At 42.8% G+C, this 13,262-nt stretch carries 8 protein-coding genes; 6 read left to right on the forward strand and 2 right to left on the reverse strand.

Features of this window, described 5'->3' with window-relative positions; all coding sequences use genetic code 11:
* Positions 1-110 precede the first annotated feature (110 nt).
* From M0R79_RS02175 to M0R79_RS02185, 3 genes are all read left to right on the forward strand, one after another.
* A complete protein-coding gene (locus M0R79_RS02175; RefSeq protein ID WP_092572282.1) occupies positions 111-1,247 on the forward strand; it encodes a BMP family lipoprotein in 1,137 nt (378 codons plus the stop codon).
* Positions 1,248-1,457: 210 nt separating this feature from the next.
* Positions 1,458-1,949 carry a low molecular weight protein-tyrosine-phosphatase gene (locus tag M0R79_RS02180; RefSeq protein WP_092572284.1) on the forward strand — a complete coding sequence of 164 codons (492 nt, stop codon included), beginning with the start codon at positions 1,458-1,460 and terminating at the stop codon, positions 1,947-1,949.
* A gap of 10 nt (positions 1,950-1,959) precedes the next feature.
* On the forward strand, positions 1,960-2,781 hold the full coding sequence (locus tag M0R79_RS02185) for an amino acid kinase family protein (protein WP_092572286.1): 822 nt from the start codon (positions 1,960-1,962) through the stop codon (positions 2,779-2,781).
* Between the two features lie 330 nt (positions 2,782-3,111).
* On the opposite strand, the gene M0R79_RS02190 is transcribed toward M0R79_RS02185, so the two are convergent.
* Complete coding sequence (locus tag M0R79_RS02190) at positions 3,112-5,838, reverse strand: cation-translocating P-type ATPase (protein ID WP_092572288.1); 2,727 nt, start codon at positions 5,836-5,838, stop codon at positions 3,112-3,114.
* A gap of 350 nt (positions 5,839-6,188) precedes the next feature.
* Here M0R79_RS02190 and M0R79_RS02195 point away from each other — a divergent pair, with 350 nt between their 5' ends.
* Both M0R79_RS02195 and M0R79_RS02200 read left to right on the forward strand, forming a co-directional pair.
* Positions 6,189-6,941, forward strand: coding sequence for a class A sortase (locus tag M0R79_RS02195; protein ID WP_248416610.1), 753 nt, complete (start codon positions 6,189-6,191; stop codon positions 6,939-6,941).
* Positions 6,942-7,359: 418 nt separating this feature from the next.
* On the forward strand, positions 7,360-10,752 hold the full coding sequence (locus M0R79_RS02200) for a SpaA isopeptide-forming pilin-related protein (RefSeq protein WP_248416609.1): 3,393 nt from the start codon (positions 7,360-7,362) through the stop codon (positions 10,750-10,752).
* A 391-nt stretch (positions 10,753-11,143) separates the two neighbouring features.
* Here the strand turns inward: M0R79_RS02200 and M0R79_RS02205 are convergent, their stop codons facing one another.
* Positions 11,144-12,130 (reverse strand): YhdH/YhfP family quinone oxidoreductase, encoded by a 987-nt coding sequence (locus M0R79_RS02205; RefSeq protein ID WP_248416608.1) that lies wholly within the window; start codon positions 12,128-12,130, stop codon positions 11,144-11,146.
* Positions 12,131-12,263: 133 nt separating this feature from the next.
* Between M0R79_RS02205 and M0R79_RS02210 the strand changes: the two genes are divergently transcribed.
* A complete protein-coding gene (locus M0R79_RS02210) occupies positions 12,264-13,259 on the forward strand; it encodes an alpha/beta hydrolase (RefSeq protein ID WP_248416607.1) in 996 nt (331 codons plus the stop codon).
* The last annotated feature ends 3 nt before the right edge of the window (positions 13,260-13,262 follow it).

The raw sequence follows: 13,262 nt of genomic DNA on the forward strand, positions 1-13,262 counted from the left end.
AAATTACACAGCAATCCCCCTCTAATGAGTCTGGTTTAAATATTATTGTAGCTTAACCGTTTTCAATACGTTATAATGAAGAAAGAACATGTATGAGGAGGAAACACTCAATGAAAAAAGCTTTAAAATCATTTGTATCTTTGCTAGCGGTGGCTAGTTTGTTGCCAGTCAGCGTGCTTGCTCAAGAAGCTGAAGACTTCAAGGCAATCGTAATTACTGACGTGGGTGGGGTTGACGACAAATCATTCAACCAAGGTGCTTGGGAAGGTCTAAAAGCCTGGGGAGAAGAGAACGGGAAAGAAGAAGGTACTGATTATACCTATCTACAATCTAACTCTGATTCTGACTACATCACTAACTTGAATACAGCGATCCAAGGTCAATTCGATATTACCTTTGCCATTGGTTTCAAATTAGCGCCAGCTATCGAAGAAATGGCTAAACAATATCCTGACAATCATTTTGCGATTGTTGACTCTGTAGTAGATTTACCAAACGTGGCTTCACTTACCTTTAAAGATAATGAAGCAGCTTTCTTAGCAGGTGTGGCTGCAGCTAAGACCACCCAAACTAAAAAAGTTGGCTTTATCGGTGGGGTTGAAGGGGAAGTTATCGACCGCTTCGAAGCAGGTTTCGTTGCTGGGGTTAAAGAAGTAGACCCTGAAATCGAAATCGATGTTAAATACGCAGGTAGCTTTAATGATGCAACTAAAGGTAAGACCATTGCTTCTGCCATGTATGCCAATGACATTGATGTGATCTTCCACGCTTCTGGGGGTACTGGAAATGGCTTATTCGCTGAAGCAAAAGACTTAGTTAAAGCCGATCCAGAACGCCAAATCTGGGCGATTGGTGTTGACTTAGACCAATCTGCTGAAGGTGTGGTTGACGTGAATGGTGAAGAACGTAATATCGTCCTAACTTCTACTTTGAAGAATACCGGCGCTGCGGTTAAAGACTTCTCTAACGCCATGATGAAAGATGGCTTTAAAGGTGGCGTCATCCAATCTGATATCGCTAACGGTGGGGTTGGTTTAGCAGAAGGTCAATTAAGTGAAGAAATTCTTAAATTAGTGGAAGAATACAAGGCTAAGATTGCTTCTGGCGAACTTGTTATTCCTGAAGTACCCGGAGAAGAACTTCAAAAAGGCGAAGCCAAAGAAGAATCTAAAGATGATGAATCTAAAGATGAAGAAACTCAAGCAGCTGAAAATCAAGAATTAAGCGAAGAAACATCAGCTGAATAGTTTATATATATTATATAAGCTGAGTAATAAGCAGACAGGCTAAGGAGAGAATTCTCTGAGGCCTGGCTGTTTTTTGATAGTAAATTTTTACAAGAGTAGGGATTCTATTCGGGCTGTTTGAATGGTGGTTGAACCAGTTGTTCTTAGAGTTTCATTTAAGCGGTCTGTCCCTTATAATAGAATCTATTCTAGAAAAGATTGGAGTTAGCGATGATAAAAGTCGTATTTGTTTGTTTAGGAAATATATGTCGTTCGCCAATGGCCGAAGTCATCTTCCGTAGTATGGTCGAAATGCAAGGATTGGCGGATCAAATTCAAATCGATTCGGCTGCGACCAGTAACTGGGAAGCGGGCAACCCGGTTCACCCAGGTGCACGGCAACAATTAGCTCAGGTCCATCTCAGTGCCGACGGCTTAAGGTCCCGGCCCTTGGGCCAAGAAGACCAAGATGCTCAATTTATTATCGGTATGGATGATCAGAATATCAAAGATATTTATCAGATCATGTCAGGCCAAACTTCAGCCCATATTAGTAAATTGCTTTATTTCACCAGCGAAGCTCGGGATATCGCTGATCCTTATTATACCGGCGACTTTGACCAAGCTTTCGCTGATATTTTTGCTGGCTGTCAAGCTTTGTTAGAGTATATTTCTAATCAAGATTATTTTCTTAAACACGGACTGCCGTTGAAAGGACGCTAGGAGGGTGCAAGTGAGAGAGTTAGTCATGTCTACCGTTAAGCGGATCGTGATTTACCTGAGTAGTCAAGTGCTCTTGAAGGAAGATCATCACATCGATTCGCGAATGATGGAACGGCTGGCCCTAGTCGTTTCAAAATTAAGCGAACAAGGTAAGGAAGTCGTGATTGTTACCCCGGGAGCTGTACAAGTGGGCGCGCGTCAGTTAAATGTTATCGACATTCCTGATAATATCCCGGCTCAGCAAGTTCTTGCGGCGGTTGGGCAAGGGATTTTGAGCGGACATTACCAACGGCTCTTCTCCTATCATGGTTTAAATGTTGGTCAAGTTTTATTACCCCATCATTTAACTGACCAAGATTCTGACTTGAAGAATGTTCAAGTCACTTTAGAAACTTTATTATTGAATCAGATTGTCCCCATTATCCAGCAGAACATTTCGCTAGATACCAGCAGCTGGAATCCGGCAAGCCAAGAATTTGATCATCATCACTTTGCGACCTTAGTCAGTCGCTGGGTTCAAGCCGACTTATTGCTAGTAATGAGTCAGCCGGATGGTCTGTATATGGCTGATCCGCACCTAGATCCTCAGGCTCATAAAATCGATACCGTTCATAAAGTCACTCATTCAGTCAAGGAGATGGCTAAGTCCATTCAAGCGACCTGGCCCCAAGCTGAAATGGTTCAGAGTCTGCAAGCAGCAGAAATAATCTTGAAGCAGCATCAAACCATGGTACTGATTAATGGAACCGATCCGCTCAATCTGTTAAGTTTATTTCAAGGCAAAGATATCGGCACCTTATTTATTAAGAAGAAAGATTTACCCCAACATTAAACAAGCAACCCCGACCCTGGTGAAATAGGTCTCAGCTTCCACTGAGTCTAAGAACCAGCTGTCGGGTATTTTTGTCCAATTGATGAAAATGAGGGGAAAAATGGACAGCTTAGTAACATTTCTCCAAGTAAGCGAAGAATCTTGCAGAGCTCATATGATTATATAACTAAGCGTATGACGAGCAAAATTTTGTACAAAAAACGAATCAGTCACTCGGCAGGCAATGATTAGGGTCCATCTAGGACCCGCCCTTGCACGAGGACTGATTCGTTGATTAAAAAGTATAAACTGAATTTGTGAAAACAGCTTAACCTGTCAGTTTCAAATCAATTATTTGTGGATCGTTCGAATATATTTTTCGTCGATCTTATTGGCTCGCAAGATTGCTTTAATAATTTCAACAACAATAATCATTAAGAACGCGGCGCCAATGACTAAACTCCATCCTTCTACGCCAATAGGTGAAACATCGAAGAAGGTATTGATACCAGGAATTAAGATAACGGCAAAGAGTAGGATACCTGAAAGTATCGTCGCTCCATTTAAGAATTTATTGTTAAATGGATTTTGACTGAATAATGATTTGAAAATATACTTCACATTGTAAGAATGGAAGAGTTGAATTAAGCCGAGCGTGGCGAAGGCCATGGTTTCCGCCATATTAATCGCTAGATGTGAATTTACATCATAACCTAATTGACCTGAAGCATAAACATAACGACCAAACCAATAAATGAATAGGGTGATTGAGCCTTCTAAGATTCCTTGATAGATAATGCTAGGCATTACGCCAAAAGAAAGGAAAGATTGATCTTTGCTTCTTGGTGGGTGGTTCATTGAATCGACTTCAGCTGGTTCCATTCCTAAGGCAATGGCTGGGAAGACGTCAGTCACTAGGTTAATCCAGAGAATATGAACCGGTTCAAGAACTTGCCAGCCGAATAGGGTAGCTAAGAAGATAGTCATCACTTCGCCCAAGTTGGCCGATAATAAGTATTGAACCGCTTTTTGAATATTGGAGAAGACTTTACGTCCTTCTTCAACGGCGGCCACGATGGTAGCAAAGTTATCATCAGCCAGGATCATATCAGAGGCGCCCTTAGAAACTTCGGTACCCGTAATTCCCATGGCTACTCCGATATCAGCTTGTTTTAGTGATGGGGCATCGTTGACCCCGTCTCCAGTCATTGAGATGGTAACATCATTGGTTTGCCAAGCTTTGATGATTCTAACCTTATGTTCAGGAGAGACCCGAGCATAGACGGATAAGTCAGTAACTTTTTGGGCTAATTCTTCATCAGATAATTCGTTTAATTCAGCCCCGGTAATCACGTGACTGGAATTGTCCTCGCCGGCTTTTAATATTCCTAACCGCTCGGCAATAGCTTGAGCGGTTACCGCATGGTCACCGGTAATCATGACCGTTCGCATACCTGCCCCCTTAGCCACTTGAATCGCTTCAGCTGCTTCGGCCCGTTCTGGGTCAATCATGCCAACCAAGCCGGCAAAGATTAAGTCTTTTTCAATCGTTTCAGTGGTTAATTCATTAGGTAACTCATCGATATATTTATACGCCCCAGCCAGAACCCGTAGGGCTTGACGAGCCATTTCATTATTCTTATCAAGAATATCTTGTTTCATCTTGTCATCAAGACTTTGTACTTCGCCATTCAGGATGATTTGGTCTGTCCGTTGTAAGAGTTGGTCAGGTGCCCCTTTGACAGCAACGACATAACGACCATCATCTAATTTATGAATCGTCGACATCAATTTACGAGCGGAGTCGAAAGGCACTTCGCCAACCCGTGGTTGGGCGCTTAAGTTCTCTTTCAAAGGATAATCTTTGTCCAAGGCGTATTGGATCATCGCCGTTTCTGTTGGATCGCCGGTAATCTTACCTTGGCTGTCGACATTGGAGTCATTGGCATAAGTAATCGCCTTTAAGAGAGGCAATTCTAAGTCAATGTCTTCATCAGCTTCATGAATTTCGTTGTTATAGAAGACCTTCTCAATGGTCATTTCATTGAGGGTAAGGGTTCCGGTCTTATCCGAGGAAATCACTTGGGTCGATCCTAAAGTTTCAACGGCTGGTAGGGTACGAACCAAGGCGTTCCGTTTGGCCATGGTTTCGGTTCCAATTGAAAGAATAATAGTCGTAATTGCGGGCAGCCCTTCAGGAATTGCTGCTACAGCGAGAGAAATCGAAATTAATAAGATGGTTACGAAAGGCATTCCCTTGAAGAAGTAACCAACGACAAAGGTAATGATAGCAATGGCAATAATGACTTTGGTTAGGGTCTTGCCTAAATTCTCTTGGTCACGTTGAAGCGGAGTAACTTGCTTATCTGCTGATGATAACATCTGAGCAATATGTCCAACTTCTGTTCCCATTCCGGTCGCTGTAACAATACCTAGTCCCCGACCATAGGTCACATTGGTTGAGGAGAAGGCCATATTGTCGCGGTCACCTAAACCAACTTCTTCATCTTCCAGGGTCTCAATATCTTTGAAGACCGGCACGGATTCACCGGTTAAGGCCGCTTCTTCAATTTGTAAAGAATTTGATTCAAATAAACGAAGATCGGCAGGTACCACATTTCCCGCTTCCAGCAAGACGATATCGCCAGGCACTAATTCTTTACTATCAATCGTTCTGAATTCGCCTCTCCGGCGAACGGTAGCTTCGGGGGAAGAGAGATCTTTTAAAGCATTAATCGCTTCTTCCGCTTTAGATTCTTGGAAGACCCCCATAATGGCGTTGAGGATGACCACGACCAAGATAATAATCGCATCAGAAATTCCTTCTCCTTCAATAATACCAATGACCGCGGAAATAATCGCCGCAATTAACAGAACAATAATCATAAAGTCTTTGAACTGTTCAACAAATTTTTGGAAGAGGGTAGTGGTTTCTTCCTGATTTAATTCATTGGCACCATATTTTTCTAAACGTGTTTTGGCTTCTTGATCACTCAAGCCTTGTTGAGGGTCAACGTCGAAATGCTCGCTGACCTGGTCAGCCGATAAGTGATGGGCCTTTATTTTTTCTTCTGACATGTTTTTCCTCCTATATGTCGTCTCCAAGGTTTCTCTGTTAAAAAAAGACCTATGCTGGACCCTTGTAAAGTATGTCTAGCATAAGTCTCACTATTTAAGTCAAGTACCAGCAGAAACCTGCTTAACGTTGTTGATACTGACGAGGATGTCCTCCAGTTACTCCCTTATGAATATTTAATTCTATGATGATTATAATCAACTTATCAGACTTAGTCAATGAAAGCTAATTATGAATTTATATTGAAGAATCCTAGCAGAATAATCCAAGTACTAGCAGGTATAGGTATTTGATGATATACTTAAAAAGAAAAATATAGACAGAAGTATCAGGCATGGAGGTAACGTAAAAAATGGCAACGAGAAATGGCAGAACTCGCTCTGAGCGTCACCAACGTAGAAAAGGTGGCCGATGGCGGATTGTTCTTGCAACGATTTTGTTAATCATTGGTGGTGCTTTGCTGGCGCTGAATCCGATTAAACGGATGTTAATTGAACAGGGAACCGAAGCAAGTGGTGTCGCCCACTTAACCGCCGAACAAATCAAAGAGAATAAGAAGAAAAATGTGACCTATAACTTTGACGATATTGAACAATTAGATGCAGCTTCGGTCGTTCGCGACAAATTGCTCGGTAATGCTGAAGCCAGTGAATTACCCACCATTGGTGCGATTGCGATTCCTGAGTTGGGTATGAATTTACCCATCCATATGGGGGTTTCTAATGTTGGTATGTATTTGGGGGCAGGTACGTTAGATCCCAACCAAGAGATGGGCAAGTCGAATTATCCATTAGCCAGCCACCATTCAATCGACCAAAATTTACTTTTTGCACCTTTGATGAAGGCTAAATACGGACAAAAGATTTATCTCACAGATTTAGAGAAAGTCTACGAATATACAATTGACTATATTGAACAAGTTCCTGCTGAGGCCGTCTATCTTTTAGATCCTACGGAAGAAGCGGTCGTGACTTTAATTACTTGTGATTATGGCTTAGTCGATCGGGTCGTCGTTCGCGGAAAGCTTTCGGATGAAATGAAGATCCAGGATGCTGATCCCGCCGTGCTTAAAGCCTTTGAGATTGACCAAACCATTGCCGGTTAATTTCATCCAAAATGTCAATATTAAACCTATCGAAGTTAATGACTTCCTGACCCTGGGAAGCGTTGACTATCGGTAGGTTTTTATTTGTTTGGATATAAATTCGTGTCGTTGATTTTGCAAGGTAAATCTATTTTAACTCAGCCAAGCTATAATCGACTTGAAAAGTTGTTTCTACGGAAATTTTGCTGAAATGATTTTAATTTTTGCTGGATGATTTTTGCCGTATGAAAGTTAAGCGTATTTGGGCCAAAATTTGGTAATTAAAATGCAAGCGATTTATAATTGTGAAAATTTGATGACCTCCTAGAGGCATATAAGATTAATTTGTGATAAATATCGGAGTTTGCCTGAATTGGGCGAAGCCTATGATAAAATATAGTTGATGAAAGCCAACATGTTAATTTGGAGGAGGATCACAATGAAAAAAATAACACGCTGGATTAATTCCATCATCTTGTTTCTATCAGTAATGTTTCCTTTAGTTCAAGTGTCAGCTCAGGAAGAAATGGTGAAATTTAATTTGGATCTTTCCTTGATTGTCGAGGGAAGTGAACCAATTACCCAGAATGAATATCGCTTCGACATCATCGAACGCAATGCTGATCAAAGTGCTTTTGAAGGAGCAGCTGTATATAAATATGATTCAACCGATCCAAATCAGCAAGCCGAAATTTATTTACCAGCCGGAGTTTATACCTTCCGCTTATATGATGGGGCAAGCGAACCTTTCCATCGCGAAGGGCAAGCCTTATCCTTGGATACCGCCCTTCAAACAGATGAAGCCGATGCTAGTGGCCAACAAATGAAGCCGACTCTAAATCAAGGAAGTTTAAACGATTGGGGTAACGGCACCTTAGTGTATGATATTAATTTTGTCGTACAGCCGGGTCCCGGATTAATTAATTCTGATACGGGTGAACAAGAAATCACCCTCCAACTCATCTTCTCTACCGAAGGGGAGGATGCATCCTCTGAAGAGACTTCCAGTGAAGAAAGTGAAAGCACGACCATCGATCCGAGTGATCCGAATGCTCCAGCCGTCAGTGAGATTGAAGTCCCTTTTAAAGTTGTCGATCAAGACGGTCAAGCCGTCGAAGGAGTTCAGATCACAGTCAACGGCCAAACTCTAACCACGGATGAGAATGGTGAAGCCCAAACTGGATTGGCGCCAGGAAATATGGATATTGTTATCAGCAACCTCCCCGAAGGTTATACCGGCGGTGGGGCTTATAATCCGATTGCCTTAACAGAAGACCTGAATGGACCAATTGAATTTACTATCCAAAAAACCGAAGTTACCGCCCCAGTTATTTTTACTGCAGTTGATGAGCAGGGTCAAGGGATTGCTGGTGTGGGCATCCAATTATTAGACCATGAAGTGATGACTGATGGTCAAGGCCAAGTTCGAATCGACCAAGTTCCGGTTGGCCAACAAACTTATACCGTATCTAGTCAGCCCCAAGGCTATAGCATTGAGCCAACTACAGCTGAATTCGAAGTCTTAGCCGACCAAGAGAATACAGTTAACTTGAATTTCCAAACTGAAGTTCAAACTGGTATGGCTAGCATCCAAGTCTATGACCAATATCAGGACCCCGTAGTCGGTCTAGGGATTACCATTGCTGGGCAAGAATATCTGTCGGATAATAATGGTTTAATTGAAATTAAAGACTTGGCAGCGCAAGAGCATGCTTATCAAGTAACGACCGTTCCAACTGGCTATCAACAGCCAGACGATGGCATCATTACAGTAGAAGCTGGTGTCGAAACGGATACGACACTCAATGTGATTAAAGATGCTCAACCGGGGATCGTGCAATTGAAGATCATTGACCAAGACGATCAAGGCGTGGCCCAAGCAGAAGTCTTGGTGGAAGACCAATCTTATAGCTCAGATGATCAAGGGTTAATTGAAATTAAAGACTTGAGCCCAGGAACTTATAACTACCAACTGCTATCACTCCCTCAAGGTTATCAAGGTCAAAAAAGTGGTGTAATTACCGTTACAGAAGATCAGACGACTGAAGAAGTCTTAAAGGTAGAGCGTGACCTTGCTACTGGCCAATTTACCTTGATTGTCAAAGACCAAGACGGTCAAGCCGTCGAAGGAGCGATCGTCAGCTTGGCAGATAAATCCACTCCAACTGACAGCCAAGGTCAAGCCATCTTCTCTCAATTAACCCCAGACACCTATGACTATGAAATTCAAGTGCTCCCAGAAGGTTATGAACAAAATATTGGCAGTCAATCGATCGCGATTCGTGAGGGTGCCCAAGAGGAGAGAACGGTCACCGTGGAGAAAGTCCCAGCCAAAGGTCAATTGACGATTACTGCCTTAGACCAAGCAGATCAACCTGTGGCAGGTGTGGTCGTCAAAGTCGCCGACAAACTCATTCGTACTGACCAGGAAGGACAAGCGGTCTTGAAAGACTTGGCTCCAGACACCTATACGTATCAAATTAACCAATTCCCTCCTAAATACAGCAGGAAGGATACCGGTCAAGTAACCATCCCTGCGGGTGAAGATGCAAGCTTGCATATTTACCTGGAGAAAGAAATCAAGCCAGCCAAGGCTACTCTGACTGTTCTCGATCAAAATCAAGAACCCGTCGCTGGTGTCAGCATTCAATTTGGCGGTCTACAAGCAGAAACCAATGCCGATGGTCAAATTGTCTTTGAAGAACTAAGTCCAGGTGTCTACAATTACACGATGATCGATGTGCCGAAAGGCTACAGCTTTGAAGCAAGCAACGAACAGGCTGAATTGAAGGAAGAAGATGACTTCCAAGATAAATTCCAAATTGAAAAACTACCAGAACAAGGTAAAGTCAAAGTTCGTCTCACCGACCAGGATGGCAAAGGTATTGCTGGTGCCCGAGTGAAACTTTCCGGCAAAGAAAGTACAACCGATAAAGATGGTTATGTTGAATTCTCAGCCGTCAATGTTGGCGAAGCCAGCGTCGAAGTCTTGGAGTTGCCACAAGGTTATCAACTCGATCAGAAGACTCAGACGATAACGGTTAAACAAGACCAAACAGTCGATCTAAGCTTTACGGCCCAAGCGCCAGAAAGTCAAACCAGCGAAAGCGAGCAAGAGACGACAACCAGCTCAGCGGAAAGTACAACGAGCCAAACTAGTCAAGAAAGCACAGAAATAACGACCACGACTGAAACGCAAACGATTAAAGAAACAGAAGTCGATCCTGAACAAGAAGCGTCCATTGAATCGGAAGCGGCTCAAGCTACCCGTCAATTCGTTGATGCGAATTCAGGAATTGAAGTCTGGGTTAACCCGCAAGATGCTAAACAGGTTGTTAAATTGACCGTGGACAAACTGAAAACTTCAGACTTTGCCAGTCTAAAAGACTATGATGCGGATGTTTACCAATTAACTCTATTGGACAAGAATAACCAAGCTGTTGACTTGACCAAGATAGCGGAAGTGAAGATTCCGACCCGTCCAGTCAATAGCCAGATTAAAGTCTTACGCTTGGATCAAGATCAACTGTCAAGCCTAACCTTCGCCTTACAAAATCGTCGCGTGACTTATCGCACCCAAAAACTAGGCAACTTTGCCGTTACTTATGGCAACAAAGCCCAAGCCAGTGGAACAGAAGAAAGCACCACCACTGAGAAATCACAGAATGTCCAAGTCGATAAGGAAAAGAGTGTTGAGAAGAAAGGGGACTTACCAGGAACAGGTGAGCAAACTCAGACCATGATAGTGATTCTTGCCTTAGCCCTATTACTCGGTGCGGCTTATCTCTTCGTCCGTCACAATCGCAGTCAGAAGGATGACAGGCAAGAATAATTAGCAAGAATAAAGAACAAAGCAAGATGTGAAACTATTAAAATTCAGCTGAAACTTTATTAAAACCAGATTTGGCTTGAAGCAATAACTATTCGACCTTGAATGCGTATCATTTTACCGAAAAAATGAATATTAGCTGCAAAAATAATTAAATCCACAGCGCCTGAACTAAGTAGTGAACTTAGCCAGGTTCTGTGGATTTTGTGTTTTATACCAAGGCTGAAAGATTATTCGCTTGTGAGCAAAATATTCAGCTGTTTATCAGTGAAAATTGCTTTACATCTGGTCAAATTTCCGTCTAAAGGTAAAATTTATATTCCTTCGTGAGCTAGAAATTCTGAGTTAAAGTATCAATAAGCTTGAGTCATTAAGAGCGGTTAAATTATTCGTCCTACATTTCCACTATTGTCCGGCCCAGATGTTGGCCTGCTTTTAATTTTTCCAAGCTTTCTGGCACTTGGTCTAAGGAGATGGTTTGACTGAGTTGGGTATTGGCCACATTCCATTCTTGACTAATTCGTTGCCACAAAGCAGGGCGGTCTTCAATCGGGACTTGAACGGAATCTACCCCTAAGAGGCTAACCCCGCGTAAGATAAATGGAAAGACAGAGCTGTCAATATTGACGCCGCCGGCATTACCGCACATTGAAATAGCTCCCCCATATTGAATTTGAGGAATCAGCATACTAGCGACTTCACCGCCAACAGTATCTAGAACATAGTCGAAAGCTTGCTTAGCTAGGCCACGTGCTTTGGCTTGGATGTCGTCAGGGAAGAGCACTTGATCGGCGCCTAACTTTTCAGCAACTTCGACTTGATAGTCTTTGCGAACTAGAGCTGAAACATTTTGATAGCCGGCTTTCTTCAACATTTGTAGGGCAATTGATCCGACGCCTCCGGTTGAACCGGTAACAAGGATGCGGGCATCTTTATGTCCTTTGAGTCCAGCTTGTTCCAGCTTCTCAATCGACAAGGCAGCGGTAAAGCCAGCAGTACCTATGACCATGCTATCTTTTAAAGAAAGGCCTTGAGGTAAAGGTACAATCCATTCGCTTGGCACTTGGGCATATTCTGCCAGTCCTCCCGTATGGGAGACACCGGTGCCGAATCCGGTCACGATCACTTCTTGACCTTCTTTAAATTGATCACTGGAAGATTCTTCAACTACACCAGCAAAGTCGATTCCGGGAATCATCGGATATGACCGAATAACGCCCCCTTTGGCTTGGACCGCTAACATGTCTTTGTAATTTAAGGATGAATAGTGAACTTTAACTAAGACATCCCCATCATGCAAATCTTCCCGAGTCACGGTTTCAATTTGGTGGACGATCTCGCCATCGTGTTCACTGACCCGAAGTGCTTTAAAATTTTTCATTTTATTTCCCCCTAATCTTGATAAATTAAAGATAACATAGTCAAGAAAACACTTTCAAATAATCCGCCCTGTTCAGGCAAGAATTTTTCGAGCAAAAATTTGTTATAATATAACTAAAGAGGGGGGGGATGATATGAACCGCTGTTTGAAACGTAGTCTCTATATATTTTCTTGGCCGATATTAATTGCTTCAGCTTATTATCTATACAGCTACAATGTTCGTCATCAATCACCTTCTAGTTTACGCATGCTCCGTTTCACTCAATTGACCGGGATAAAGCAACTTCAAGCCTGGGCCAGTCAACGGCAAGATTTAGTGGTGGATTTATTAAGTCAACGAAAGAATGACCTGCCACTTAACCCTGATTGGCGGGTACATCATATTAGTGATAAATATTTTGTTGAAGACATGCCCGTCTATGTCTGGAATGACCATGGTTTAGCCGGTCAGAAAACTATTTTCTATTTGCATGGTGGGGGCTATATCGTTGATGCGACCCCTTTTCATTTTGATTTTATTCGTGATATAATTACGCGGACAGATGCCCGCCTCGTCTTTCCCGTATTTTACAAGACGCCGAAGTACTCCTACCAACAAGCCTTTCCCTTAGTCTATCGTCTCTACCAAGAATGGGCTGCCAAAGGCCCGATGTATCTGATGGGAGATTCGGCGGGAGGCGGCTTTGCTTTGAGTCTAGCCATCAGTTTGAAGCAAGCTAAGGCGGAGCTTGCCCGACATATTTTTCTTATCTCTCCTTGGCTCGATTTAAGCCTGGAAGATAAGGCTTACAAACATTTTGATCCCTTAGATCCCTTGTTGGACTTGCTAGCTCTACAATTGATGGGGCGATTCTGGGCCGGCAAGACCTACAGCGTGAAAGATTGGCAGATCAGTCCGATTTACGGTGATTTATCGGGGTTACCACCGATTTTTGTCAGTGTGGGCACGCATGAACTCCTGTATTGGGATTCATTCCGCTTAAGGCAGGCTATTCAAGCTAGTCACGGCCAAATAGAAACCTATCTGGGTCAGCGGATGAATCATATCTTTCCTATCCTACCGATCTATGAAGCACGACCGGTCCGTCAACGTATTGTCAATTTAATGAATCAAGAGAGTGAGGAATAAATG

The sequence above is a fragment of the Ignavigranum ruoffiae genome, from assembly GCF_023195815.2.
Classification (GTDB): domain Bacteria; phylum Bacillota; class Bacilli; order Lactobacillales; family Aerococcaceae; genus Ignavigranum; species Ignavigranum ruoffiae.